This is a genomic window from Psychromonas sp. KJ10-5, from assembly GCF_055808325.1.
Genome location: NZ_CM147864.1, coordinates 2877421 through 2904158, shown reverse-complemented (window position 1 = coordinate 2904158; position 26738 = coordinate 2877421). Strand labels below are relative to the sequence as shown.

The window sequence follows — 26738 nt, the reverse complement described above, 5'->3', positions numbered from 1 at the left end:
TTAAGATAAAAATACTGTAATTTGATCGTTGATTTGGCAAAAATGTTAATTGGCTTTTTTACTCTATCTCGATTGTACACTTTATACGTTATAACTTAACTATAAGGATGACTTTGTTACAGGATAAATTTGTTTCATAATGACTTAAATAAGCTGCAATAAATTAAGGTGATTGACGGTCAAGTACTCAGTGTAATTAGAACCTTTTGAATCTTATTGAGTCACAGCTATGCTTGCGGTGTTGTGTTTATCATATTCATCACTTTATTTTGTATTGTTTTCGGAGTCATCATGTCCACGTTAAGACAGTTCGGTTTATCATTTTTATTGCTCTTTGGGTTGATCAATAGTGCATTTGCACAAGCTCCTGAAACAGGGTGGATCACCAACTTTAATCATTTACCTGTTAAAGTGAATCTACAATTAACAGGTCAAGCTGAACAAAATACAGTGAATGCTATTTTGAATGTGAGTTTAGCATCTGGTTGGAAAACATATTGGCGCTCGCCTGGTGAAGGCGGCGTTGCTCCGACTTTTGATTGGTCTGTTCAATCATCTAATATTTCAGATGTTGATTGGTCATGGCCAACGCCTAAACGTTATCCTGTATTAGGTGTTGAAACCGTTGGCTATAAAGATCAAATTCATTTTCCGATGCAGATTTCTGTGGATGATCCTACCCAAATCAGTCGTTTAAAAGGTACGTTAACCTTAGCTTCTTGTACGACTATCTGCGTATTAACCGATTACGACATTAATTTAACCTTCGACCCACAACAACTCTCAATTAATGATGATGTCGCTTTTGCTTACGCTCAGGCAGTGAGTAGCGTACCTATTTTAGTTGACCAGTCGGCGATTGAAGCACAAAAAAATAACGCTAATATTACTGAGATAAAAAGTGCATGGGATCAGAAAAATCAACAAGTGGTAGTAAAATTATCACATCAATTAGATTGGCAGCAGCCTGATTTATTTATCGATAGTAGTGAGGCGACGTTGGAAAATGTCTTCTTCTCCAAACCTGTTATTGAAGTGGCAGGTAAACAGTTAACAGCGACTTTTGAAGCTACTAGCTGGGGAGGCGAGGTTGATTTAAGTGATGCTCAAGTAAATGTCACTGCCGTTGATACTGATGTAGCGGTGGAGATCGCAACGACATTAGGTAATCAGCCTATTGCAAGTGCAGGAGAGTCTCTCCTGTCAATCTTCTTTATTGCATTACTAGGTGGTTTAATTCTAAATATCATGCCTTGTGTTTTACCTGTTTTAGGCATGAAGTTGAGCTCTGTCTTAGGCGTTGATGGTACGCAACGAGCTCAGGTACGTAAGCAATTTATCGCTTCTAGTATTGGTATTATCAGTTCATTTTGGTTGCTGGCTTTATTCCTTTTAATATTAAAGTTTTCTGGCGAAGCACTAGGGTGGGGAATTCAGTTCCAAAACCCTTATTTTATCGGATTTATGGTGATTGTGACTGCTTTGTTCACTGCTAATATGTTGGGCTTATTTGAAATTCAATTACCATCGTCCATGCAAACTTGGTTAGCAACGAAAGGTGGACATAGCTATCTAGGACATTATCTACAAGGAATGTTTGCTACCTTATTGGCAACCCCCTGTAGCGCACCATTCTTAGGCACCGCTGTCGCTTTTGCTTTAGGTGCTTCAGCTTGGCAGTTATTTGCGGTATTCACAGCTTTAGGTATAGGCATGGCTTTACCTTGGTTATTGATTGCTGTATTCCCAAGTATTGCTACATTAATGCCTAAACCAGGTAAATGGATGGGCACAGTCAAATTGATATTTGCACTGCTTATTTTACTCACCTGTTTGTGGTTAATTAGCCTATTAAGTAGCTTTATCGGAGTAATTTATACCGCGGTTATTGCTTTATTGATGGTAGTTATCTTTGCTGTTTTAATTTGGAAAAAGCACGGGAAACGTGTTTTTCTTATTAGCGTATTAAGTTTGTTAGCTGTGGTTTCGTTAGCTTTTGTAACAAACCATTTAACCACTAAACATTGGGTTGACCCGCTTCATGATGAAACACAGTGGGTTCCTTTGGATACACAATTGATTAAACAAGAAGTAGCCAAAGGGCATGTAGTGTTTGTTGATGTAACAGCCAAATGGTGTGTCACTTGTAAGGCGAATAAAATAGGGGTGTTACTACAAGATCCTGTTTCTAGCGAATTACAAAAACAGGATGTGATAGCCATGAGTGGTGATTGGACGGTACGCTCTGATGATGTCACAGCTTATCTACAATCTTTTGGTCGTTACGGTGTACCATTTAATATTGTTTATGGGCCAGCAGCGCCAAACGGTATCGAGTTATCAACTATTCTAAATAGTGATGATGTGATGAATGCGATTGAACAAGCAAAAGGCCAATAACATGACTGAAAAAAAAGTTAAAAAAGGTTGGAGCAGTCGTCTTAAGTCCGGAGCTATTTATCTGTTGTTAGCTTTAGCATTAGGTTGGGGTGTTGATTTATGGCGTGCTCAATCGATAGCCTCAGGCAAAGCGCCCGCATTAGTTGCAACCAGTGTAGAGGGCGAAAATATTGATTTGATTGCGATGAGTCATGAAAAGCCTGTACTTGTTTATTTCTGGGCGACTTGGTGTAGTGTTTGCTCTACTGTATCACCCTCAGTTAATTTTGTGAGTGATGGTATGCAAGTGGTGAGTATTGCTTTGAGTTCAGGAGGTGAAAAGCGTGTTCAACAATACCTCAATGCAAAAGAATATGATTTCACGGTATTAAATGATCCTCAAGGTCATATCAGTAGAGCTTGGGGGATTAGCTTAACACCTACTTTAATTGTGGTAGATAAAGGTGAAATTACCGCGGTTACCACTGGGTTCACTAGCCCATTTGGAATGTGGGCAAGAATGTTATTAAGCTAACTAACTTCTAACCATAACTGAGGTTAAGTAAGGAGGTAGCAATTAAAATTACCTTCTTACTTTTCCATATTTTATTGTAATGGTTTAGCTAATACCTGTGTCCAATAGTACCGGTAATCAGCATCGTTGTTTACAGCGCAGGCTAAGCCCATTTCCTGTGCATTTTCACTCATAATATTAATACAATGCCCTTCACTTTCCATCCAGCCATCAACAGCAGCTTGTACTGAGGTTTGTCCAGCAGCGATATTTTCTGACACATAACTCCACTCGTATCCTTGCGCTGATACACGGTTTCCTACAGTGCTGTCATCTAAACCGGTATGGCTAAAAAAGTTATAGTTGGCCATGTTTGAAGAATGTGCTTCTGCAGCTAAAGTTAATGTTGAACTCCAAGTAACGGCATCAACGGCTGGATAGGTAGTTGAACCACAGGTTTGTGATTCCGCACGAAGCTGATTAATGAGGGTTAATGCTTCAATTAAATCATCTTCACAGCTCATTGCACTGTAATCTGTACTGTCTGTTGTTTCTGATACTTCAGACGAACTTATTTGCTCATCACTGGTGCTTGAGTCGGACTCAATACTGGTATCGGCCACATTTGTATTTGTTGACGAAGAGTTACTACTACTGCCGCACGCTGTGAGCGATAAGCTACCGCATAACAATACTAACCAAAATTTCATGATAATTTCCCTTTTCATATAATTGTTTATCACGCAGCTGTAGACCGCAACTGTGGGTTGATAGTTCCGAGATATTCAAATCAAAAGGAGAAGTATTGCATTACCTGCTAGTTAACACACTCATAATAAGCACTATAAGTGTGTTATTAGTTAAGGTGGATTAGTTGGTAAATCTAGGCCCTGCTGACAGTAATATTTTACCTTCCTCTTTATCCGTGTAACGTGCGAAGTTATCGATAAATAGGTGAGCTAGTTTTTCAGCTTTATCGTTCCATTGTGCAGTATCAGCATAAGTATCTCGTGGATCTAAGATACTACTGTCTACATTAGGTAAGTTAGTAGGTACCTGTAAGTTAAATAAAGGAATCGTTTTAACTTCTGCTTTTTCAATGGATCCATCTAAAATAGCATCAATAATGCCACGTGTATCTTGAATTGATATACGTTTTCCTGAGCCATTCCACCCAGTATTCACTAAGTAAGCCTCAGCGCCGCAAGCTTCCATTCTTTTCACTAACTGCTGCGCATATTGCGTTGGATGTAAACTTAAAAAAGCCGCACCAAAGCAAGCTGAGAATGTAGGCGTTGGTTCAGTAATACCACGCTCTGTTCCTGCTAGCTTAGCAGTAAACCCTGAGAGAAAGTGGTATTGCGTTTGTGCTTTTGTTAATTTAGAAACTGGCGGTAATACACCAAAGGCATCAGCGGTTAGAAAGATTACTTTCTGGGCATGACCACCTTTAGAAACCGGTTTTACAATATTTTCTATATGATCAATAGGGTAAGAGACTCGTCCATTCTCTGTTTTACTCGCATCATCATAATCCACTTTACCCTGTGCATCGATCATGACGTTTTCTAACAAGGCGTTGCGTTTAATCGCACCAAAAATATCTGGTTCAGCTTCTTCGCTCAAACGAATCGTTTTAGCGTAGCAACCACCTTCAAAGTTAAATACACCTTGATCGTCCCATCCATGTTCATCATCGCCAATTAAGGCGCGTTTAGGGTCTGTTGATAATGTCGTTTTACCAGTACCAGATAAGCCGAAGAAAATAGCGGTATCTCCTGCTTTTCCAATATTGGCAGAGCAATGCATTGATGCCATACCGTTTAATGGTAAAAGGTAGTTCATTACTGAGAATAACCCTTTTTTCATTTCACCGCCGTACCAAGTGCCACCGATAATTTGCACTTTCTCAGATAGATTAAAGGCAACAAAATTTTCAGAGTTAAGCCCTTGTTGTTGCCAATTTGGGTTATTAGTTTTAGATCCATTCATCACTACAAAGTCAGGTTCAAAATCCACTAACTCCTCCTCTGTAGGGCGAATAAACATGTTTTTTACAAAGTGCGCTTGCCACGCTACTTCCATAATAAAGCGAACTTTTAAACGAGAATTAGCATTCGCGCCGCAGTAAGCATCTACCACAAATAGCTTTTTATTAGAGAGTTGCTCTGTTACAACTTGCTTGAGTGCATTCCAAGTACTTTGATCAATAGCTTTATTATCGTTCTTCCCCTGGTCACTCCACCAAACTGTGTCACGAGTGGTATCGTCTTTGACAATGTACTTGTCTTTAGGTGAACGTCCGGTAAATATGCCCGTATCAACAGCCACAGTTCCATTGCTTGTAATAATGCCTTTTTCATAGCCACTTAAAGACTCCGCAGTTTCTTCCGTAAACAGTGTTTCATAACTTGGATTGTAAAATATTTCCGAGATATTTGTGATGCCGTATTCTTTCAGTTTTGCAGTCGATAGTGGTGCTTGGGCCATGGTTTTTTCCCCTTTATAGCCAGTATTAATTTTGTTAAAAAAATGTAATGTAGCCATTTGGAGAGTAAGGGAATTATTGAGAGATAAGTGGGATCAGCGTCTAATTATTAGGCAAAAAAATGCCACAGAAAAATCTCCATGGCAACTTTGTGAGCTCGCACTTTTGTATGATAAATCAGTGCTTTTGATTTGTAGAAGTGAAAAGAATTTGTAAATCTTTCTCTTTGAATGAATAAGTTGTTGCACAATACTCACAACGCATATCAATACTCTCTTGTTCTTCTAAAATATCTTTGATCTCTTCTTCATCTAACGATGCTAACGAAGATAAACAACGCTCTTCTGAACAACCACATACAAAGCTAATTGGCTGTACTTCAAATAGGCGGACTTTTTCCTGATGATATAAGCGGAATAACAGGTCATCATTTTGTAGTGTGTAGATCTCTTCAGCTTTAATCGTGTTTGCTAATGCACATACGTGAGCAAAATCTTCTTCATGGCTTTCACTGTGTGCGGGTAAAGTTTGAATTAATAAACCGGCCGCTTGTACAGGTGTACTAGTGCTATCAGCAAAAAGGCTGATTTTAGTTGCTAATTGTTCAGACTGGACAAAGTAGTCTTCTAAACAAGCTGCTAATGACCCTTTTTCTAAAGCCACAATGCCTTGGTAACGTTCGCCATTATCAGGAGTGATAGTTATCATTAGGTTGCCTTTACCAATTAATTCAGAAAAAGATAAACCAGTAGTATCACCTTGATAACGTGCTGTACCACGCACTTCTAAATTTTGGTTAGCATTAATAACTGCCATGCTTAATGGACCATCGCCCTGAATTTGAACTGCAATTTTACCTTTAAACTTTAATGTTGCAGTAAGCAGACTAGTTGCTATTAACAACTCTCCGATTGTATTCGCTACTTCTACTGGGTAATCGTGATTACTTACGCATTCTTCAAAAGCGGTATGTGCCTGTGCGATTTCACCACGAATTTCGAAGTCATCAAATAGGAAGCGTTGTAGTTGGTCTGTCATAAATTCTCTCAATATGTATTTGTTCAGCTATTAATCGAAATTAGCTGTATTACGTTGTGTTTTTGCGTGTATTAATTCACGGCGTTCTTTTTTATTTGGTTTTCGATCAGGGTGCGGCGCATTTTGTAAACTTAACTTGCGCAACATCTGGTGTTGCTCTCGTTTGGCAACACTTTTTTCTGTTTCTTGATAAAGCGTTTGTGCTATCGGAGCACCTTGACGGTGTTCGGATAATGCTTCCACAGTCACTTCGAATAATTGTTCGCCTTGGCGAATAGATAATGTAGCCCCGACCTCGACCGTTTTACTGGCCTTGCATCGTTGTCCATTATAGTGAACCTTGCCACCTTGCACCATATCTCGCGCTAAGCTGCGGGTTTTATAAAAACGTGCCGCCCATAACCACTTATCTAGTCTAACCGTTAATGTTGTCATAAATTTTTAACTCAAAAAGCGTATTTTAGTATAGTAAAAGTCGATGTTATGCTAAATCATTATCTAATAATGCACTGTTATACTCATTATATTAAGTAACTGGTTTGTATTCTGTTTTAAAATCATCTCATATTTTATATTTTTTATGCTAAATAGCTGTTCTATTTGCATAAGTTGCATCGAACCAAGATGTTATTTTAATCATTAAAAGAGAACACTTAATTAATGTGACTAATATCACTTAACAAGTGGGGGCAAAACTTGATAAGTCAAGGTCAACCTATGACATAATATTTGTTATAAACTTGTGACATAAAAATTGTCATAAAAGTGTTATCTTATCGACAGCTAAGCTTTAAACTTACAGCCTAAGTCTCATGAATATTGAAATTTTCTGCTAATTGTTATTTTATAAAGCGCTTCGTTAGCATTAATATGATATCAATGTTTTTTGATATTCAATGATTCAGTAATAGGATGAGAAGATAGGCTATGATTTCCATACTACCCCAAATATTGTTGGCAGTGATCTGTGGTTCAATCGCTTACCAATCTGCCTTATTGACTCTAGCTGTTTATCCAGAGCCTGAAAGTAGCCACAATTGGACTCCTACAGCTGAAAGAAAGATTAATGAAACAAATAGATTAAGCACTCAAAAATTACAAGATCAAGCAATATTTGGTCGTTATCAAGGCGAAAGAATCGCTTATCAACAAGAACAAATTGATGCGCCTAAAACCCGTTTAAAACTCACCCTCGTTGGCATAGTTGCCGCCACTGACCCTAGACTTTCCAGTGTTATCATCGAATATAAACGTTCCCAAGATAGTTATTTTATAGAGTCTGAAATCCCAGGAACAGATGCAATTGTCACTGAAATTTACCATGATCGTATTATTATTAGTGTTAATGGCGAAGAGCAAACTTTAATCCTAGATGGTTTAGAAGAGGAAGAGGAGCGCTTAGCTAAATTGGAGAAAGGGGAAGAAGTTAAAGAAAAAAAATCGACTAATACCAGTAAGCGTAGTAGCCGTTCTTCAAAAAGAAAAGAGATCCCACTGGATAGAGATGAACTTGTGGAAGATCCTGGTAAGTTGCTAGATTACGTGCGTATCTCTCCAGTACGAGAAGGTGACCAAATTAAAGGGTATCGAGTCAACCCGGGTAAAAACCCAGAGTTATTTGAAGAAGCAGGATTAAAAGCTGGTGATTTAGCGGTGGAGTTAAACGGAGTCGATTTAACCGACATCACTCAAGCAGTGAGTTTAATGAAAGAATTTCCAACTATGACTGAGATGAGTTTAACAATTGACCGTGATGGTGAATTAAATGAATTGTATTTTAGTATCCCATAATAATAAATAAAAGTTTTAGTCGCTAAACTATTAATTGTCATAATATATTAATAGTTAGATTATAAGCAGAAGTAGCAAGCAATGAGGTTGTAATGATGTTAGGAATAAAGAAAAGACTGGTTAGCTTTTTGGGGGCTAGTGTTTTTGTTTTGTTTTCACAGTCTGCTGTAGTAGAAGCCGCTGAGTATTCTGCTAGTTTTAAAAACGCTGATTTGAATGAGTTTATTAATATTGTTGGTAAAAACTTACAAAAAACCATCATATTAGACCCATCAGTACGTGGAAAAATTAATGTACGTAGTTACGACCTACTTAATGAAAGTCAATATTACCAGTTCTTCTTAAATGTACTAGAAGTGTATGGATTTGCGATTGTTGAAATGGACAATGGCATCATTAAAGTCATCAAATCTAAAGATGCAAAGGTCGCTGCTATTCCTGTTATCGACGATGATACGGAATACAAAGGCGATGAGATGGTGACACGTGTTGTACCTGTGATTAACGTATCTGTTAGAGAACTTGCTCCTTTATTACGTCAGCTAAATGATAGTGCTGGTGGCGGTAACGTTGTGCATTATGACCCATCAAATGTCATTATGATTACAGGCCGTGCGGCTGTCGTAAATCGTTTGGTGAAAATTATTCATCGTGTTGATAAAGCCGGCGACCAAGAAGTTGATATTGTTAAATTACAATTTGCCAGTGCTTTAGATATGGTGAATATGATCAACTCTATTCAAGAAACATCAACGAGCTCTAAAAGTAGTTCAACCAGTGTACTTAAACCGCGTTTAGTCGCTGATGAAAGAACTAACTCAGTGATTGTCAGTGGTGAACCAAGTACGCGTAGCCGTGTGATTAAGCTGATTAAATCATTAGATAGCGAACTTAAAAATAACGGCAATACACGTGTTTTTTACCTTAAATACGCAGATGCAAAAGAGGTCGCACAAGTTCTAACGGGCGTTAGTAAAGGCCTTGAAGATACGTCTGGTAAAAAATCTAGTAGTGGTAATAACGATTCTAACTTAAATATTCAAGCTCATGAGCCAACCAATTCGATCATCATCTCTGCACAACCTGCCTTGATGTCCTCATTGAGTAGCATCATTCACCAACTTGATATTCGTCGTGCGCAAGTATTAGTTGAGGCAATTATTGTCGAAGTATCTGAAGGTGATGGTGTTCGTTTAAACGTTCAGTGGGGAACCACCAACGGTTTAGGTACGCAGTTTAACGATAATGGCGCATCATTAACGGACTTAGCTACGGGTGTTTATGCTATCGATAATGATGAAGATGATTATGAAGACTTAGCTTCTGCATTATCTTCAATTTCAGGTGGTGTAGCCGGTTATGTTAATAGTGATTGGGCTGTAATTATTCAGGCATTAAGTTCAACAAGTACCTCTAATATTTTAGCAACACCGAGCATTACAACGCTTGATAATCAAGAAGCAAGCTTTATCGTTGGTGACGAAGTACCGGTATTAACTGGCTCAACATCAAGTAGTGATAACGACAATCCATTCCAAACCATTGAGCGTAAAGAGGTTGGCATTAAGTTGAAAGTGACGCCTCAAATTAATGAAGGTGACTCTGTACAAATGGTGATTGAGCAAGAAGTTTCAAGTATTCAAGGTCAAACATCGGTGGATGTGGTCTTTGCGACGCGTTCAGTGAAAACGACGGTTTTAGCTAAATCAGGTGAAACTATTGTTATTGGTGGTTTAATCGATGAAGAAGTTAATGAAACTGTCGATAAAGTGCCGTGGTTAGGTGATATTCCATACCTAGGTGTGTTGTTCCGTTCTACCCAAAGTAGTACTGAAAAACGTAACCTAATGGTGTTCTTACGTGCAACGATTATTCGTGACGATGAGACCATGATGCAGTTAAGCCAACGTAAATATGGTCTAATGCGTCAAATACAGTTGAGTCAAGGTGTTGATGGCGTTGCGTTAATGCCTGAAACTGATGTGCCGCTATTACCGCATTGGGGTGAGTCCGTTGAAATTGATCCAAGAACTTTTTTAAAGTCAGATCGTGAAAGTAATTACGAAATTGATTCAGAAAAAGCGGACAAAGCAATATGAGCAATGTAAGTGACGTTGATAATTTACTGGAACCGGAGGTTGTAGAGTTTACCCCTTCGGGACAGCTGCCGTTTACTTTCTCTAAGAAGCATGAACTAGTTATGTCTCATGATGGCCCAAAGAGTACCTTGTGCTTTAAACAGGTGCCCTCAGTTGAGTTATTAGTGGAAGCAAGACGAGTTATTGGACATCCGTTTAATACGCTGCAAGTGGATAATGAAACCTTTGATAGGTTAGTTGCACGTGCTTACCAATCTTCTTCATTGGAAGCGCAACAATTGATGGAAGATCTCGGTGCTGACGATTTCTTCACACTCGCTGAAGAATTACCTGCCGATGATGATTTATTAGAAGCCGAAGATGATGCGCCGATCATTAAGTTGATTAACGCCATGTTAGGTGAAGCGATTAAAGAAGAAGCATCGGATATTCATATTGAAACTTTTGAGCAAACATTGGTTATCCGTTTCCGTATAGATGGTGTTTTACGTGAAATACTTAAACCACAACGCAAGTTAGCGGCGTTATTAGTATCACGTATTAAAGTGATGGCTAAATTGGATATTGCAGAAAAACGAATTCCACAAGATGGCCGTATTTCATTGCGTATCGGTGGTCGTGCTGTCGATGTACGTGTATCGACCATGCCAGCCAGTCATGGTGAACGTGTGGTATTACGTTTATTAGATAAAAATGCAGTGAAACTGGATTTGTCTACCTTAGGGATGACCCCTACCAATCATAAATTATTACAAGCCTTAATCCACAAGCCACATGGTATTATTTTGGTAACAGGACCGACTGGTTCTGGTAAAAGTACTACGCTTTATGCTGGGTTGTTGGAGATTAATTCGAGAGATAGAAATATCTTAACGGTAGAAGATCCTATCGAATATGCTATCGACGGCATTGGCCAAACTCAAGTTAACACTAAAGTAGATATGACCTTTGCTCGTGGTTTACGTGCAATTTTACGTCAAGATCCTGATGTGGTGATGATTGGTGAAATTCGTGATTTAGAAACCGCTGAAATAGCCGTTCAAGCCAGTTTAACCGGTCACTTAGTATTGTCTACTTTACATACTAATACGGCGGTAGGTGCAGTGACACGTTTACATGATATGGGTGTTGAACCTTTCCTTTTATCATCAAGTATTTTAGGTGTGCTTGCGCAGCGTTTAGTACGTCGTTTATGTCCTCATTGTAAAATAGCTCATCCAGCGACAGCCTCTGAAAAAGTCATTTTAGGTAAAGCTGAAGATGAACAAGCAATTATTTACCGCCCAGACGGTTGTGTGCAATGTAACCACACAGGATATCGTGGACGTACTGGTATTCATGAATTATTAGTAGTTAATGAAGTTGTTCGTGAATTAGTCCATACGGGAGCTGGAGAGCAAGCTATCGAACGTGAAATTCGTAAAACATCTGACAGTATTCGTGATGATGGTATCCAGAAAGTTTTAGCTGGATTGACCACGTTAGAAGAGATTTTACGTGTAACAAGAGAGGACTAGTGTGGCTACTTTTTCTTATAAAGCGATAGACGCAAAAGGTAAACAGAAAAAAGGCACGCAAGAAGCTGATTCTGCACGTATTTTACGTCAGCAATTACGCAATGCAGGCATGATGCCGCTTGAAGTAGAAGCCGTGGCAGCAAAGCGTAAAAAAGCCGGTAAAAGTTTTATTCAAACTAAAATAAACACCACTGACCTCGCATTGATTACACGACAGCTTTCTACTTTAGTTGCTTCCTCTATCCCAATCGAAGAATCACTACAAGCAGTAGCAGATCAGTGTGATAAACCAAAAATTAAAGATATGATTTCGGCAGTTCGAGGTGGGGTTATTGAAGGTTATAGCTTAGCTGATAGCATGCGTAATTACCCAATGATCTTTGATAACTTATTTTGTGCAATGGTTGCGGCAGGTGAGAAATCTGGGCACTTAGAAAAAGTATTAGATAGATTAGCTGACTACGAGGAACAACGCCAAGAGATGAAAAGCAAAATGATGCAGGCGTTGATTTATCCAATTGTATTAACGCTTGTTGCTATTTCTGTAGTGGCTATCCTATTAACCTCTGTTGTGCCACAAGTTGTTGGGCAATTCCAGCACATGGGGGCAGACCTACCGGCTTCGACTAAATTTTTAATTGCTACCAGTGATGCGTTAAGTGCTTATGGCTTATATTTTGTTGGAGCGTGCATTATTGTTTTCTTATTGTTTAAACAATACTTACGCAAAGCTAAAAATCAATTACGATTTGATCACGCTTTACTTAATTTCCCTGTGGTTGGTAAAGTGGTAAATGAACTTAATACCGCACGTTTTGCCAGAACATTAAGCATCTTAAATAGTAGTGCGGTGCCATTACTTGAAGCGATGAGCATTGCTGGTAATGTATTAACTAATCAATATATTCGTTTAAAAGTAGGGGAGGCAGCTGAACGAGTAAGAGAAGGGACAAGTTTGGGGCGTGCATTAGCGAGTACTAAACTCTTTCCTCCTATGATGTTACATATGATTGCCAGTGGTGAGCGCAGTGGTGAGTTAGGTAATATGTTAGAACGTTCAGCAGATAATCAAGATAAACAATTCTCGGCACAAGTGGCATTAGCATTAGGTTTGTTTGAACCTGCACTGGTTATTTCTATGGCGGGTGTAGTGCTCTTTATTGTTGCTGCAATTTTACAGCCTATATTAGCACTTAATAATTTGGTATCAGGTTAGCTGAGCCATTTCTTAGAAAATTAAAAGGACGAAAAAGTGAAAAAATCAACTATGCAACAAAAAGGTTTTACTCTATTAGAGATCATGGTGGTTATCGTGATCTTAGGTGTACTTGCAGCAATGGTCGTACCAAATTTAATCGGCAATAAAGATAAAGCAGATATACAAAAAGTGAAATCGGATATTGTTGCTTTGGAAAACGCTTTAGATATGTATAAGTTAGATAATAGTGTTTACCCAACAACTGACCAAGGTTTAGAAGCATTAGTTTCTGAGCCAAGTATTTCACCAACGCCACGTAATTATCGTGAAGATGGCTATATTAAGCGTCTCCCTCAAGACCCTTGGGGCAATGATTATGTGCTAAACAGTCCTGGTGAAAACGGTAAAATCGATATTTTATCTGTTGGTTTAGATGGCGAAGAAGGCACTGATGATGATATCGGTAACTGGAATTTACTTGATAAATAGTATCAGCTGTTAAATGCGCATGCTGCGACATATTAATAGAGGCTTCACGCTATTAGAGGTCATGCTGGTATTGTTATTATTAGGCATGATTTCTGTTGGCGTGGTCATGACGTTACCAAGTAGCGGAACTACTACAGAAGGTACTGAGTGGCATGCTCAGCGGTTTAGTACATTATTGCAGCTCGCTCAAGATCAAGCATTAATTCTAAATACAGAGTTTGGGATTCAGTTTAATGAACAGGGTTATACCTTTACTTCTTATGATGCCATGAATAAACAATGGATACCGATTGTTGATGATCGTATTCATGGTGATGTGACTTTTCCTGATGATATGCTCGCTGAATATGATCTATCAGGTAGTGTTTGGGGGGAATTGGAAGCGGTACAAAATAGTGCAACCGATGATTCATTTTTAAGTGACTCAGATCGAGTAAATATTGGCGAAGAAGAGCAAAGTGTACTTCAACCTGTGATTTACATCATGGCAAGTGGAGAAGTGACGCCTTTTAGTTATATCTTCTTCAATACTGGTGATAATAGTCATGATGTTACCGTTAAAGTGTCCATGACTGGCGTTATTGAAGTGATAAAAGAGTAATGGCAGTGATCAAGTCTAACCTTAAAAAAACTAATCAAGGTCAAGCTGGAATGACACTGCTGGAAGTGATGTTAGCGTTAGTTATTCTAGCTACTGCAGGGTTAGCGGTCATGCAAGCAGCATCCGAGTCATTGCGCAATCAAGATTATTTACAACAAAAGACCTTTGCGACTTGGGTTGCCAGCAATCGCCTTGCTGAATTAAAAATAGAAGAAGAATGGCCAGGTTTGAACTGGGAAGAAGAAGAGATCGAATTTGCAGGTGTCACATGGTATTTACGTTACAAAGGCGTGAAAACGAGTAATAACAGTTTTAGAGCATTGGATGTAGAAGTTAGTGATACAAAAGATGGTCAAGCTCTTGGATATATAAGGACTTATGTTGCGCAATAAACAAGGTCGCGGTATCGCAAAGAGCCAAGGTTTTACATTAGTTGAAATTCTAGTCGCCATTGCCATTTTTGCCATGCTCAGTTTTGCTGCTTATCAGATTTTACAAGGTGTATTACGCAGCGGTGAAATTAGTCGAGAGCATGATCAAAATTTAAAAGAGATCCAGCGAGGTATGTTACTGATAGAGCGGGATTTTGTACAAATGGTTGCAAGAACCTCGCGTATCGAAGGCACTGATGATGAAGACTTACAAGTGCTGTACGCTGGTGATGACGTTTTAGATTCAGAATATGAAGGGATCGAATTTAATCGCTTAGGCTGGTTTAATCCACTTAACCTATTACCACGCTCTAATGTATTGCGTGTCGGTTATCGTGTACAAGATGGTCAGTTACAGCGCTTATATTATTTACATCCAGATACTATTTCTGGAGCAGAGCCTGAACAGCAAGTAATTTTGCACGATATAGAAGGGTTATCCTTCAGATTTTGGGATGACACTTGGGTTACCTCTTGGTCATCGACTTCGGCATTACCAACCGGTATTGAAATTACTATTAACAGCAAGCACTACGGTGAATTAAGACGTGTGTTTGTGTTAGCGGCTAGTGAGGTAGGAGATTGATGTTAAAGCCACATAAGCAGCGGGGCATTGCATTAATTACCGTCTTGATGATTTTAGCTATTATGGTCACGGTAGCCTCAACAATGACAGGAAGAATGACCTCAAGCTTATTGCGTACTGAGGGAGTTAACTACTCAGAAAAAATCTATTGGTACGGGCAAGCAACGGTTGAATTCAGCCGAATGATTTTAGAAGATGATTTTGAAGACAGTGAAATAGTTAGTTTAGATCAAACATGGGCTACACCGGATTTAGTGTTTCCGGTCGACGAGGGGCAAATCACTGGCAATATGGTTGATTTTAGAAGTTGTTTTAATATCAATGCATTGGCGACTCAAGAAGACGATGATGAAGACGACGAACCATTAGCGGTTAGCCAATTAAAACGCTTATTAGAAGAGTTAGATGTCGAAGAAGGCACCGCTGATACGATTGTTGAGTCAGCGCGAGATTGGGTTGATAGTGATGATACTGCCGATGAATCTGAAGGGGCTGAAGATCGTTATTATGAATCTTTACAAGTGCCTCATTTAACAGCCAACAACCTCATGGTGGATATTTCAGAGTTGCGTTCGGTACAAGGAGTAACGGCTGAGATTTACGATAATATTAAAGATTATCTGTGTGCTTTACCTACTTCTGAACAGTTGATTAATGTAAATACAGTTAGGATGGATAAAGCTGCTTTATTATATTCATTGTTTTCAGAAGACCTAGATTTTACTGTCGAAGATTTTGAAGAGTTGATTGATGATAGACCCACTAGCGGATGGGAGTCGGTAGAAGAATTTTTATCGGAAGACCTATTGGATGGGCAATCTATTTCTGATGAAGAAGAAGCACAATTAAGTGTAACAAGTGATTATTTTCAATTTTATGGTGCAGCTGAATTTGATCAACGTGTAATAGTATTGAAGCTATTATTTAATGTAGAGAGTGAAGAAGCCACCGAAGTTCGCTTCCAATATGCGGGAGTGGATGAGCTGGTAGGTACTGGAGAGGCTCAGTGAGTGAACAATTAATTATTCGCCTAGCAAGTGAAGCAAATCAGACAATTCATTGGTTAATATGGTCTGAGAAAGAACAAGAGATTATTGCTTCTGGTGAATTAGATAATGCAGAAGCCTTAACGCTATTAACTGAAAAAGCACAAACACGTAAAGTTATCTGTTTAGCACCTAGTGTGGACATTACCTTAAAGTCTGTAACCATTAAAGGTGGCTTTACACGACAAATGCAGCAAGCTTTACCTTATATGCTGGAAGACGAACTGGCTAGTGATGTGGATAAATTGCATTTTTCTGTGCTATCTAAAAAAGTTGATCAAATAGAAGTCGCAATCTGTTTTAAAACAAAATTACAACTTTGGTTGGATTGGTTAGAAGCAGCTGAAATATTTTGTCAGCGTATGATTCCTGAGGCATTAGCCTTACCAACAGCTGACGAAACACAATGGCAAGCTTTGCAACAGGGTAAGCAATGGTTGATTCGTGAAGGCGATTTCCAAGCTTGGAGTTGTGAAGATGAAATGCTGGGTGATGTATTAGCGTTACGGTTACAGCAAAATACTCAGCAAGTGATTCAAAGCTACAGTCCCTTACCTGATATTCCTGTTGGACAGTGGATAGCTGCAACACCTGTTTTACCAATGCAGTTATTAACTGAAGGCTCTATCCATAATAGCCTCAACTTATTAACAGGTGAGTTTGCGATACAAAAAGAAAGCCATTTACAACTACATAAATGGAAAGGTGTGGCAATGGCTGCTGGTATCTTGTTTGCAGTGTTAGTGATTAATTTATTTGTGAAAATAGAGCAGACTGAAAAACAGATTTCAATCGTAAAATCACAAGTAGAAGATGTCTATCAAGAGGCTTTTCCAGATCAAGGTCGCCTTCGATATAGTCGTATTAAAAAACGTTTAAAAACGTTATTGGCTAGCACGGATGTAGATAAAGAAGAGACTGGACTACTGATTATTTTAAATGAATTATTACCTGCATTAAAAGCGGTGCCTAGTATTGAAATCTCCAATCTAAAATACGTGAGTCGAAATCAAGAGCTGAGTTTAACTATCAGTGCCGACAGTTTCGAAGCTTTTGAACAATTCGCTGCAAAAGTACCAACACGTTACGCTTTTGAACAGGGCACATTAGGCAATAATGCCGATCGTATTGCGGGTACCGTGACTGTGAGGGTTAAATAATGTTGGAACAAATTAAAGGTTGGTGGGAAAGCATTAGCCAAAGAGAACAGCAACTTACCTTTGTTTCTATGGTTATTTTATTTATTGCTTTTATCTACTTCATTGTATGGCAACCCTTAGCTAATAATTTAGCGGCCAGTGAAACGCAACTTAAGAACGCACAACAAAGCCTGGAATGGGTAAAAGTGAATGCGAATAAAGTCATTAGTGCGGGTGTTGTAAATAAAGATGCTGCTAAAAGACAAACACTGTCACAACTTGTTAATAGTAGTGCTAAGCGTAATCAAATCAATATAACGCGTATTCAAAGTCGTAATGACACAGTAGATGTATGGATAAATCAAATTGAATTTAACCAGTTCATCGATTGGATAACCAGCTTACAAAATCAACACCAAGTTAAAATTAACAGTGCAGATTTAAGCCAAGATAAAGTGCAAGGTTTGGTGAAAGTTAATCGTTTAACATTAAGTTATTAATATATTAAAGGCATTCAATGAAAGTTAAAATTGCAATCTTGGTCGTCTTGGTTTATCTCATGACCCTAATAGTCAAATTACCCGCGGCAGTGGTGGTGGATTGGTTACCGTTAAATGGTATTAAAATCCAAAATGCCAGCGGAACTATTTGGCAAGGGCAAGCAAAACAAATAGAAGTGAATCGCAAATTGAGTTTTGAGAACGTAAAATGGGACGTTAGCTTAATGGACTTATTCACGTTAAATCTAGCTGGCGATGTCTCGTTTTATAATGGATCTGACGCGATGTCTGGTAAAGGTTTTGTCAGTTATGGTTCAGCAGGAATTAAAGCGACAAATGTTATTTTAGATTTAAGCTCTAGAGAATTACTTACGTTTATTCCAATGCGTCTACCGGTTAAAATTGAAGGTCAATTTTCCGCCGTGATCAAAGAATTTGTGCAAGGTCAGCCTTATTGTCAGCAATTGCAAGGAAATGTCTTGTGGCAAAATGCTGTTGTGAATAGCCAGTTAGGCAGAGTAAATCTTGACTCTCCAACTGTTGAATTGGGTTGTGATGATGGCGACATTACTGCCTTTGTCAGTCAAAAATCAGATGAGTTAACAACCGCGCTAGATATCACTTTAAGTGAGGGCGGGGTGTATAAACTAAACGGTGAGATTGAAGGTACTGATAAGTTAGCACCTTCAGTGGCTAAATCATTAAATTGGATAGGGCCTAAAAATACCAGCGGAGCAACCACAGTGACTTTCAGTGGTCAGCTATAAAGCCTTAACACAGGTTATTGAATAAAAATAACGTCTTAACTGGTATTTAACCATGTATGAATATACACTGTGTATGTTTACAGTTTATTAATGCGTGGAGATCCTAATGAAAGAGCTAACTAAACGCCAAGGCGAAGTTTTAGATGTAATTAAAGATCAAATAGCGAAGACAGGTATGCCACCAACGCGCGTGGAACTGGCAAAGATTCTTGGTTTTAAAAGTGCGAATGCAGCTGAAGAGCATTTAAAAGCATTGGCACGTAAAGGTGCAATAGAAATTCTATCAGGCACTTCGCGTGGTATTCGAGTTGTGACGGAACACAAAGATAACGAAGTCGCAGTAGAAGGTTTACCATTAATTGGTAAAGTAGCAGCTGGTGAGCCTATTTTGGCGCAAGAGCATGTTGAAACGCATTACGACGTTGACCCTACTTTGTTTCACCCCGCCGCCGATTTTTTATTGCGCGTGCAAGGCGAAAGCATGAAAGATATTGGTATTATGGATGGCGATTTATTAGCGGTGCATAAAACGCAAAATATTAATAATGGCCAAGTGGTTGTTGCTCGTGTTGAAGAAGATGTCACCGTAAAACGTTTTTATCGTGATGGAAAACAAGTGACTTTAAAAGCAGAAAATAACTTGTTTGATCCGATTAAAGTGGACTTAGAGTATCAATCATTTGATATCGAAGGTATCGCTGTAGGGGTTATTAGAACTGCAGATTGGATGTAATTAGGACAGTCATTTTTACTAAAAATGACCATATAATCTAGTCATAGAGAGAGATAAATGAAACCTTTAATTATTGTATTAACGTGCATCATGATGGGGTTTTGTTTGTTGTTTGGTGTCCTACAAGCAAATGCATTAAACTTCAGTAGTCGTTTACCTTTTATTACTCATAATAAAGCTTTAGTCATACATCAACCTAGCCGTGCATTGCCAGACTTCTCTTTTGAAAAAGCAGGTAAAGTCGCGTTTACTAATGCATCCTTAAAGGGGAAATGGACTTTATTTTTTGTGGGCTATACCTTTTGCCCAGATGTTTGCCCTTCGACCTTAGCTGATTTAGATCGTGTGTATCCAAACTTACAAAATGATCAAAATACGCGTACTCAAGTTGTATTTGTATCTGTCGATCCTAATCGTGATAAAGCAGAGCAACTAGCTGATTACGTTAGTTATTTTAATCCTAACTTTATTGGTGTTACCAGTACACATAAGCAATTGTGGCCTTTTGTTACGCAGTTAGGGTTGATTTATAGTATTGTTGAAAAGAGTGAAAAAGAAGAATATTACTTGGTAGATCACAGTGCTTCTATAGTACTGATTAATCCAGATGGTAAATTTCATGCAACCTTCAAAGCATCCCGTAATGAACAAGGTATTAATCACGTTAATATGGATTTAATGGTTGAAGATATTAAAAACATTCAAGCTAGCTATAAGCAAGATCAAACGATTAAATAACTGCTATATAGCCAGTAACCATTAACATTCACTAATGGTTACTGATCGAAATTTATAGTGTCTTTGTCCAAAATAAAGCACTGCCAAATTCTGGGTCTAATTGATAATCCGAAAATCCTAATGCTTCATAGGCTTTACAAGCGACTTCATTGCCACTCAATACCTCTAGCGTTATTTTACAACACTCTCGAAATTTAGCTAACTCTTCAATTCTTTCAAATAAGTGCTTAGTTAATCCATTGCCTCTGTAGTCAGAATGAACTACTACATCATGTATGTTAAACAACGGTTTACAAGCAAAAGTAGAAAAACCTTCAATGGCTGTTAATAAAGCAGCAGGTGTATCCCCATCAAAAATCAATACAATATACACATCCGTTCGCTTCATTAAGCTAGGTACTAAATTTTGTTTAGCATAGTCACTAATATCTTTACCACCACCCATAGGATCGCTAGCATAGTGAGACATCAAACTAAGGTATGCTTTAGCATGTTGAGGGTTGTTTAAATCTGCAATAAGCGTTTTAGTTTCTAGCATAGTCATTCCTTTCATATTATTGATTGATGTGAGCAGTCTAACGAAAGCATTAAGTAGATACTAGAATAGTCGCTCAATAAAGGGAGTTGATTCACTGGATTTGCTTAGCATGGTATTGGTTTTTATTTAAACCTATTGTTTTCTATGACCAAAGAGAGAAAGACTTTCTACGTGATTAGTAGAAATTAGAATTAATGGTGTCTAAATTTTATTATAGTGTTAGACTTCTAGACATCTAAACGTTTATTTGTAGAGGAAGCTATTATGCCAATTCGTATTCCAGATGATTTGCCCGCATCGAGCATTTTAAAATCTGAGAACATCTTTACGATGTCTGAGACACGCGCAAGTCATCAAAATATCCGTCCACTACGTGTATTAATTTTAAATTTAATGCCGAAAAAAATTGAAACAGAAACACAGTTGATGCGCTTACTGTCGAATACTCCTTTGCAAGTTGATATTGAGTTATTACGTGTGGATGCACGAGCAAGCCGTAATACGCCACAAAAACATTTAGATAAGTTCTATGGTGACTTTGAACGTATTAAAGAACAAAAGTGGGATGGCTTTATTATCACTGGTGCACCGCTAGGCACAATTCCTTTTGAAAATGTTTACTATTGGGAAAAATTCACTGAAATCGTCGAGTGGTCTCGTCATCATGTTACTTCAACATTGTTTTTATGTTGGGCAGCACAAGCAGCTTTAAAAATATTTTATGGTCTAGATAAAGTAACACGTGATGATAAGTTATCAGGCATTTATCCGCATAAAACACATCACCATCAACACCCTTTAGTACGCGGCTTTGATGATGAGTTTTGGGCTCCTTTATCACGTTATGCTGAGTTTGATAGTGTCGAAATTCAAGAGAAAACCGATCTCACCGTATTTGCAGATGAAAAAGAAGCTGGGATGTATTTAGCTGCTAGTCCGGATTGCCGTCAAGTCTATATCACAGGCCACCCTGAATATGATGCGACGACTTTACATAACGAGTACTTGAGAGACTTAGAAGAAGATTTAGAGCCTGAATTACCAATTAATTACTATCCTAAGGATGATGCGAGTTTAGCTCCTCGTGCTATTTGGCGCAGTCATGGTAACTTGTTATATAGCAATTGGTTAAATTATTGTGTTTATCAGGTAACACCTTATGATCTTACTGATTTAACCTAGTGATAGTGCTATAAAATTAACATCAAAGAGAATTTTTTAAATTTTTTTATTAAAAACTAGCGAAATTGAAAACCTTTCCTATACTTATTTATGAGTAAGGTAATTAAGGGATAAATTACTCTGTAGCAACAATGGTTGTTACAAAATTAGTTCGCAAAAATAGTTTTATATAGAAGGTTTGTTTATTACAACGGGCTTTCTAAATGTTTTTAGTAAATAAGTTTTATAAATTAATCAAGATATTATGGAGGTACAGCTATTTATTCTTATTACTCGTACCGGTGCATGAACAGACAACTATTATTGAGTTATTAATATAAATACTCACATGCTCGCAGAGCTACTAAGTTGGATTTGACTTGATTGATGCCGGTTGTACTCATTAACACTGGAGGTTTGGTTATTATTAGTTTTTATAGTTTACTTAAAAGCGGGTATCAGTGTTAGGCGCTTCATTAACTTTTAAGCGCATTGCCAACGGGCGTTACTAATATTTGCTTTTAACATATAGATTGTGAGCTTTAGTTTAAATACAATTAACTACATAATTGTTAAACAGTCACAATTAAACCGTTCTTTATTACACAAAAGCGAGCTACTTAATGGCTCGCTTTTTTATTCATTTTATATTTCATTTTTCTCCAGAAAGTTTACCGCCTTGCTTTGATGCTGAGCTATATCAATCGTATTAAATAAGTTATTTTGATAAGTAAAATTGCTCAGTTAATTAGTGAGGGGGATATTAATGTGCCTTACTTATTACTCGTTATGATTTATCGATTAATACCTGCCACAACATGAAAAATATTCATTAATATTGATTTTCTTTGTTTTTTTCAGTCAACAACTATCAAAAAATTCATAATTTATAACAGAATATTTCAAGATAGAAATGTCTTTGAAAGATTATGAGCTTAACTTTTATGCTATTATTTGCTCTCATTTTTTATTCTAAGTTAAGCAGCAGGGAACTCTATGTCGGTAAGTGATCGTAGTGCGATAATAAAAGCGCAATTAGAAAAGCATATTCTTCTGATAGATGGTGGTATGGGCACCATGATCCAGGATCAGAAATTTGAAGAGTCTGATTTTCGTGGCGAACGCTTTAAACAATGGAGTTGCGATTTAAAAGGTAATAATGATTTATTAGTGCTTACTCAGCCTGAAGTGATTGCTAATATTCATCGTGAATATTTAGATGCTGGTGCGGATATTCTTGAAACCAATACCTTTAATGCAACGACCATCGCCATGGCCGATTATGAAATGGAATCTATCTCTGCTGAAATCAACTATGAAGCTGCCCGTATTGCTCGTCGCGTTGCCGATGAGAAAACCGATGAGACTCCTGATCGCCCTCGTTTTGTTGCAGGTGTTTTAGGCCCAACTAATCGTACTTGTTCTATCTCTCCTGATGTAAATGATCCTGCTTTTCGTAATGTTACCTTTGATGAGTTAGTCATTGCTTATATTGAGTCAACAAAAGCATTGATTAAGGGTGGAAGTGACTTAATTTTGATTGAAACTATCTTTGATACGTTAAATGCTAAAGCAGCGGTTTTTGCGGTGGAGACGGTATTTGAAGAATTGGGGTATAAACTCCCTGTTATGATTTCAGGGACAATTACCGATGCATCGGGTCGTACCTTATCAGGGCAGACAACAGAAGCTTTTTACAACTCATTACGCCATGCAGAGCCACTGACTTTTGGTTTGAACTGTGCATTAGGTCCTGATGAACTTCGTCAATATGTACAAGAGATGTCACGCATATCAGAAACGTATGTATCTGCCCACCCTAATGCCGGTTTACCTAATGCTTTTGGTGAATATGATTTAGAAGCGGATGAAATGGCTACTCACATAAAAGAGTGGGCTGAAAGTGGGTTCCTTAATTTAGTAGGTGGTTGTTGTGGTACTACTCCTGCACATATCAAAGCGATGGCTGATGCTGTTGCCGGTGTTAAACCACGCGAGTTACCTGAGATAGAAGTCGCTTGTCGTTTAAGCGGTTTAGAAGCCTTAACGATTCGTGCTGATTCTCTTTTCCAAAATGTTGGTGAACGAACCAACGTTACTGGTTCGGCACGTTTTAAGCGTTTAATTAAAGATGAATTATACGATGAGGCCCTTGAGGTAGCATTGCATCAGGTTGAAGCCGGTGCTGATATTATCGATATCAATATGGATGAAGCGATGCTTGATTCCCTATTTGCTATGAAACGCTTCTTGAATTTATGTGCCTCTGAACCAGATATTTCACGTGTACCAATCATGGTCGATTCTTCTAAATGGGAAATTTTAGAAGAGGGGCTTAAGTGTGTACAAGGTAAAGGTATTGTTAACTCTATCAGTATGAAAGAAGGGGTTGATAACTTTATTCATCAAGCAAAACTAATCCGTCGTTACGGCTTTGCTGTGATTGTTATGGCTTTTGACGAAGTTGGTCAAGCAGATACGCGTGAACGTAAGTATGAAATATGTAAACGTTCATACGATATCCTTGTTAATCAAGTGGGCTTCCCACCTGAAGATATCATCTTTGACCCTAATATTTTTGCGGTTGCAACAGGTATTGAAGAGCATAACAATTACGCAGTTGATTTTATCGATGCGGTAAAAGACATTAAAGATAATCTGCCTCATGCGATGATTTCTGGTGGTGTTTCTAATGTATCTTTCTCGTTCCGCGGTAATAATCCAGTACGTGAAGCGATTCATGCCGTGTTCTTATATTACTGTTTCCAAAATGGTATGGACATGGGGATTGTTAACGCAGCTCAACTAGCAATTTATGATGATATTCCAAAAGAATTAAAAGATGCAGTAGAGGACGTCGTATTAAATCGTAATCCTAATGCCACTGATGCACTACTCGATATTGCTGAAAAATACCGTGGTGATGGCGCAGCAAAAGTTGATGATAGTAAAGCTCTTGAGTGGCGTAACCTACCTGTGAATGAACGTATTGCTCATGCTCTTGTTAAAGGTATTACTGAATTTATTGAAGAAGACACCGAATTAGCTCGTCAAGGCTTTGATATGCCAATTGAAGTGATTGAAGGGCCGTTAATGGACGGCATGAATATCGTAGGTGATTTATTCGGTGAAGGTAAAATGTTCTTACCACAAGTGGTTAAATCAGCACGGGTAATGAAACAAGCTGTTGCTTATTTGAATCCATTTATTGAAGCCACTAAAGCTGTTGGAGCGACCAATGGTAAGGTGGTGATGGCGACGGTAAAAGGCGATGTTCACGATATTGGTAAAAATATTGTAGGGGTTATTTTACAATGTAATAACTATGAAATCATTGACCTCGGTGTAATGGTGCCTACAGAAAAAATCATTAAAACCGCCATTGCTGAAAAGGCTGATCTAATTGGTTTGTCAGGCCTTATCACTCCCTCATTAGATGAGATGGTGTATGTTGCTAAAGAGATGCAACGTCAAGGCCTGAAATTACCATTATTGATTGGTGGTGCAACAACTTCTAAAGCACACACTGCTGTAAAAATAGAACAAAACTACGATGAGCCTGTTGTTTATGTGTCTAATGCTTCCCGTGCAGTGGGAGTTTGCCAGAAATTATTAAACCCAAAACATAAACCAGAGTTCGTTGAGAAATTGAATCAAGACTATCAACGTGTACGTGAGCAACATGCTAATAAACGTCCGCGCAGTGCGCCTATCGGATTGGCACAAGCACGTGCTAATGCGGCGAAATTAGATTGGGATAATTACCAACCAAAAGTACCTAATCAGTTAGGTGTACAAGTTATAAAAAATATGTCGATTAATGTGTTACGTGAATATATAGATTGGACACCATTTTTTATGACTTGGGGATTAGCAGGTAAATATCCTCGTATCCTTAAGGATGAAGTTGTTGGTGAAGAGGCAACCCGTTTATTTGCTGATGCATTGAAAATGTTAGATACAGTAGAAGCGGCTGGCGAGATCAGTGCATCAGGCATAGTAGGGATTTTTCCGGCTAACAGTGTTGGTGATGATATTGAAATCTACAGTGATGAAACACGTTCAAAGGTGTTGCAAGTTAGTAATCAATTACGCCAACAAACAGAGAAAAAAGCACCTTTTGTTAACCATTCATTAGCAGATTACGTTGCACCTAAATCAACGGGGGTAGCTGATTATATTGCTGCTTTTGCTGTAACGGGAGGAATTGGTGAGCGAGAAGTTGCGGATCGTTACAAAGCAGAGAATGATGATTATAATGCGATTTTAGTACAAGCAGTATGTGATCGTTTAGCGGAAGCCTTTGCCGAGTATTTACATCAAAAAACACGTAAAGAGTACTGGGGCTTTGCAGCAGATGAAACCTTAGATAATGACGATTTAATTCGTGAGAAATATCAAGGAATTCGTCCAGCTCCTGGCTATCCAGCTTGTCCTGAACATAGTGAAAAAGCCGTTATTTGGGACTTGATGAATGTAGAACAAGAGATTGGCATGCAATTAACATCAAGCTATGCCATGTATCCAGGTGCTGCTGTATCGGGTTGGATTTTCTCTCACCCTGAAAGTCGTTACTTTGCCATTGCGGGTATTCAAGCAGATCAAGTAGAAGATTATGCTCAACGTAAAGGCTGGGATATGCAAACTGCAGAGCGTTGGTTAGGTCCTAATATTGCTTAAAAGTATGTGATTTGATATTAATAAACTTCTTTTCAATCGCTTTTTATTAAATTAAGGCCTTAGGCTTAAAATTTTCTTACAAATCAAAAATAGTTTACACAACAGTAAAAAGTATTACTTATTTACTGTTGTGTAATTCATCTAATTTATATCAATCTACTTTGCTTCTTTACAAAGGCCAATTAGCTCTACTTATAGCTATAGCAAACTCAGAACCCTAAATGACGCTATTTTTGTGTTCGAGTTAAAGATTAACTAATAATCAAATTTACTATTTCCCAATATTTAACTATTGTTATTACTTT

23 protein-coding genes are annotated in these 26738 nt (G+C 38.1%); 18 read left to right on the top strand and 5 right to left on the bottom strand.

The window, feature by feature from the left end; translation table 11 throughout:
• The first annotated feature begins 291 nt into the window (after nt 1-291).
• Both AC0L3W_RS12655 and AC0L3W_RS12650 read left to right on the top strand, forming a co-directional pair.
• Nucleotides 292-2400: a protein-disulfide reductase DsbD family protein gene (locus AC0L3W_RS12655; protein ID WP_409440366.1), complete on the top strand. Its 2109-nt coding sequence runs from the start codon at nt 292-294 to the stop codon at nt 2398-2400.
• Between the two features lies 1 nt (nt 2401).
• Nucleotides 2402-2914 (top strand): protein disulfide oxidoreductase, encoded by a 513-nt coding sequence (locus AC0L3W_RS12650; protein WP_290040802.1) that lies wholly within the window; start codon nt 2402-2404, stop codon nt 2912-2914.
• 71 nt (nt 2915-2985) lie between these two features.
• On the opposite strand, the gene AC0L3W_RS12645 is transcribed toward AC0L3W_RS12650, so the two are convergent.
• From AC0L3W_RS12645 to hslR, 4 genes are all read right to left on the bottom strand, one after another.
• On the bottom strand, nt 2986-3603 hold the full coding sequence (locus AC0L3W_RS12645) for a CAP domain-containing protein (protein WP_409440367.1): 618 nt from the start codon (nt 3601-3603) through the stop codon (nt 2986-2988).
• A 160-nt stretch (nt 3604-3763) separates the two neighbouring features.
• A complete protein-coding gene (gene pckA, locus AC0L3W_RS12640; RefSeq protein WP_290040799.1) occupies nt 3764-5383 on the bottom strand; it encodes a phosphoenolpyruvate carboxykinase (ATP) in 1620 nt (539 codons plus the stop codon).
• A 175-nt stretch (nt 5384-5558) separates the two neighbouring features.
• The gene (gene hslO, locus AC0L3W_RS12635) at nt 5559-6419 is read right to left on the bottom strand and encodes an Hsp33 family molecular chaperone HslO (protein ID WP_290040797.1); all 861 of its coding nucleotides are present in this window, start codon (nt 6417-6419) and stop codon (nt 5559-5561) included.
• A gap of 30 nt (nt 6420-6449) precedes the next feature.
• Nucleotides 6450-6854 carry a ribosome-associated heat shock protein Hsp15 gene (hslR, locus tag AC0L3W_RS12630; protein WP_290040795.1) on the bottom strand — a complete coding sequence of 135 codons (405 nt, stop codon included), beginning with the start codon at nt 6852-6854 and terminating at the stop codon, nt 6450-6452.
• Nucleotides 6855-7346: 492 nt separating this feature from the next.
• Here hslR and gspC point away from each other — a divergent pair, with 492 nt between their 5' ends.
• The 14 genes from gspC to AC0L3W_RS12560 all read left to right on the top strand — a co-directional run bounded on the left by gspC (nt 7347) and on the right by AC0L3W_RS12560 (nt 20054).
• Complete coding sequence (gspC, locus tag AC0L3W_RS12625; RefSeq protein WP_409440368.1) at nt 7347-8210, top strand: type II secretion system protein GspC; 864 nt, start codon at nt 7347-7349, stop codon at nt 8208-8210.
• Nucleotides 8211-8305: 95 nt separating this feature from the next.
• On the top strand, nt 8306-10309 hold the full coding sequence (gene gspD, locus AC0L3W_RS12620; protein WP_409440400.1) for a type II secretion system secretin GspD: 2004 nt from the start codon (nt 8306-8308) through the stop codon (nt 10307-10309).
• Complete coding sequence (gene gspE, locus AC0L3W_RS12615) at nt 10306-11826, top strand: type II secretion system ATPase GspE (RefSeq protein WP_290040790.1); 1521 nt, start codon at nt 10306-10308, stop codon at nt 11824-11826. Before gspD ends, gspE begins: the two co-directional genes overlap by 4 nt.
• Before the next feature lies 1 nt (nt 11827).
• Nucleotides 11828-13042 carry a type II secretion system inner membrane protein GspF gene (gene gspF, locus AC0L3W_RS12610; protein ID WP_409440369.1) on the top strand — a complete coding sequence of 405 codons (1215 nt, stop codon included), beginning with the start codon at nt 11828-11830 and terminating at the stop codon, nt 13040-13042.
• Nucleotides 13043-13093: 51 nt separating this feature from the next.
• Nucleotides 13094-13513 carry a type II secretion system major pseudopilin GspG gene (gene gspG, locus AC0L3W_RS12605; RefSeq protein ID WP_290040933.1) on the top strand — a complete coding sequence of 140 codons (420 nt, stop codon included), beginning with the start codon at nt 13094-13096 and terminating at the stop codon, nt 13511-13513.
• Nucleotides 13514-13526: 13 nt separating this feature from the next.
• On the top strand, nt 13527-14114 hold the full coding sequence (gene gspH, locus AC0L3W_RS12600) for a type II secretion system minor pseudopilin GspH (RefSeq protein ID WP_409440370.1): 588 nt from the start codon (nt 13527-13529) through the stop codon (nt 14112-14114).
• 5 nt (nt 14115-14119) lie between these two features.
• A complete protein-coding gene (gspI, locus tag AC0L3W_RS12595; RefSeq protein ID WP_290040784.1) occupies nt 14120-14506 on the top strand; it encodes a type II secretion system minor pseudopilin GspI in 387 nt (128 codons plus the stop codon).
• Nucleotides 14493-15131, top strand: coding sequence for a type II secretion system minor pseudopilin GspJ (gspJ, locus tag AC0L3W_RS12590; protein WP_290040783.1), 639 nt, complete (start codon nt 14493-14495; stop codon nt 15129-15131). The genes gspI and gspJ overlap by 14 nt, the downstream gene beginning before the upstream one ends.
• Nucleotides 15131-16141 carry a type II secretion system minor pseudopilin GspK gene (gene gspK, locus AC0L3W_RS12585; protein WP_290040782.1) on the top strand — a complete coding sequence of 337 codons (1011 nt, stop codon included), beginning with the start codon at nt 15131-15133 and terminating at the stop codon, nt 16139-16141. Before gspJ ends, gspK begins: the two co-directional genes overlap by 1 nt.
• A complete protein-coding gene (gspL, locus tag AC0L3W_RS12580; RefSeq protein ID WP_409440371.1) occupies nt 16138-17337 on the top strand; it encodes a type II secretion system protein GspL in 1200 nt (399 codons plus the stop codon). The genes gspK and gspL overlap by 4 nt, the downstream gene beginning before the upstream one ends.
• Nucleotides 17337-17816, top strand: coding sequence for a type II secretion system protein GspM (gene gspM, locus AC0L3W_RS12575; RefSeq protein ID WP_409440372.1), 480 nt, complete (start codon nt 17337-17339; stop codon nt 17814-17816). The genes gspL and gspM overlap by 1 nt, the downstream gene beginning before the upstream one ends.
• A 17-nt stretch (nt 17817-17833) precedes the next feature.
• Nucleotides 17834-18583 (top strand): type II secretion system protein N, encoded by a 750-nt coding sequence (locus AC0L3W_RS12570; RefSeq protein WP_290040779.1) that lies wholly within the window; start codon nt 17834-17836, stop codon nt 18581-18583.
• A 106-nt stretch (nt 18584-18689) separates the two neighbouring features.
• Complete coding sequence (lexA, locus tag AC0L3W_RS12565; RefSeq protein WP_290040777.1) at nt 18690-19316, top strand: transcriptional repressor LexA; 627 nt, start codon at nt 18690-18692, stop codon at nt 19314-19316.
• 57 nt (nt 19317-19373) lie between these two features.
• Nucleotides 19374-20054, top strand: a complete 681-nt coding sequence (locus AC0L3W_RS12560; RefSeq protein ID WP_409440373.1) for an SCO family protein — start codon at nt 19374-19376, stop codon at nt 20052-20054.
• Nucleotides 20055-20106: 52 nt separating this feature from the next.
• Here AC0L3W_RS12560 and AC0L3W_RS12555 read toward each other — a convergent pair whose 3' ends face one another.
• The gene (locus AC0L3W_RS12555; protein WP_290040774.1) at nt 20107-20592 is read right to left on the bottom strand and encodes a GNAT family N-acetyltransferase; all 486 of its coding nucleotides are present in this window, start codon (nt 20590-20592) and stop codon (nt 20107-20109) included.
• Nucleotides 20593-20856: 264 nt separating this feature from the next.
• Here AC0L3W_RS12555 and metA point away from each other — a divergent pair, with 264 nt between their 5' ends.
• Nucleotides 20857-21774 carry a homoserine O-acetyltransferase MetA gene (gene metA, locus AC0L3W_RS12550; protein WP_409440374.1) on the top strand — a complete coding sequence of 306 codons (918 nt, stop codon included), beginning with the start codon at nt 20857-20859 and terminating at the stop codon, nt 21772-21774.
• Between the two features lie 975 nt (nt 21775-22749).
• Nucleotides 22750-26433 carry a methionine synthase gene (metH, locus tag AC0L3W_RS12545; protein WP_290040771.1) on the top strand — a complete coding sequence of 1228 codons (3684 nt, stop codon included), beginning with the start codon at nt 22750-22752 and terminating at the stop codon, nt 26431-26433.
• Nucleotides 26434-26738 lie beyond the last annotated feature (305 nt).

Excerpts from the sequence above, each read along its gene's own strand:
- AC0L3W_RS12655 (WP_409440366.1), top strand. The coding sequence starts at position 292 with ATGTCCACGTTAAGACAGTTCGGTTTATCATTTTTATTGCTCTTTGGG.
- AC0L3W_RS12650 (WP_290040802.1), top strand. The coding sequence starts at position 2,402 with ATGACTGAAAAAAAAGTTAAAAAAGGTTGGAGCAGTCGTCTTAAGTCC.
- AC0L3W_RS12645 (WP_409440367.1), bottom strand. The coding sequence starts at position 3,603 with ATGAAATTTTGGTTAGTATTGTTATGCGGTAGCTTATCGCTCACAGCG.
- pckA (WP_290040799.1), bottom strand. The coding sequence starts at position 5,383 with ATGGCCCAAGCACCACTATCGACTGCAAAACTGAAAGAATACGGCATC.
- hslO (WP_290040797.1), bottom strand. The coding sequence starts at position 6,419 with ATGACAGACCAACTACAACGCTTCCTATTTGATGACTTCGAAATTCGT.
- hslR (WP_290040795.1), bottom strand. The coding sequence starts at position 6,854 with ATGACAACATTAACGGTTAGACTAGATAAGTGGTTATGGGCGGCACGT.
- gspC (WP_409440368.1), top strand. The coding sequence starts at position 7,347 with ATGATTTCCATACTACCCCAAATATTGTTGGCAGTGATCTGTGGTTCA.
- gspD (WP_409440400.1), top strand. The coding sequence starts at position 8,306 with ATGTTAGGAATAAAGAAAAGACTGGTTAGCTTTTTGGGGGCTAGTGTT.
- gspE (WP_290040790.1), top strand. The coding sequence starts at position 10,306 with ATGAGCAATGTAAGTGACGTTGATAATTTACTGGAACCGGAGGTTGTA.
- gspG (WP_290040933.1), top strand. The coding sequence starts at position 13,094 with ATGCAACAAAAAGGTTTTACTCTATTAGAGATCATGGTGGTTATCGTG.
- gspH (WP_409440370.1), top strand. The coding sequence starts at position 13,527 with ATGCGCATGCTGCGACATATTAATAGAGGCTTCACGCTATTAGAGGTC.
- gspJ (WP_290040783.1), top strand. The coding sequence starts at position 14,493 with ATGTTGCGCAATAAACAAGGTCGCGGTATCGCAAAGAGCCAAGGTTTT.
- gspK (WP_290040782.1), top strand. The coding sequence starts at position 15,131 with ATGTTAAAGCCACATAAGCAGCGGGGCATTGCATTAATTACCGTCTTG.
- gspM (WP_409440372.1), top strand. The coding sequence starts at position 17,337 with ATGTTGGAACAAATTAAAGGTTGGTGGGAAAGCATTAGCCAAAGAGAA.
- AC0L3W_RS12570 (WP_290040779.1), top strand. The coding sequence starts at position 17,834 with ATGAAAGTTAAAATTGCAATCTTGGTCGTCTTGGTTTATCTCATGACC.
- lexA (WP_290040777.1), top strand. The coding sequence starts at position 18,690 with ATGAAAGAGCTAACTAAACGCCAAGGCGAAGTTTTAGATGTAATTAAA.
- AC0L3W_RS12560 (WP_409440373.1), top strand. The coding sequence starts at position 19,374 with ATGAAACCTTTAATTATTGTATTAACGTGCATCATGATGGGGTTTTGT.
- AC0L3W_RS12555 (WP_290040774.1), bottom strand. The coding sequence starts at position 20,592 with ATGCTAGAAACTAAAACGCTTATTGCAGATTTAAACAACCCTCAACAT.
- metA (WP_409440374.1), top strand. The coding sequence starts at position 20,857 with ATGCCAATTCGTATTCCAGATGATTTGCCCGCATCGAGCATTTTAAAA.
- metH (WP_290040771.1), top strand. The coding sequence starts at position 22,750 with ATGTCGGTAAGTGATCGTAGTGCGATAATAAAAGCGCAATTAGAAAAG.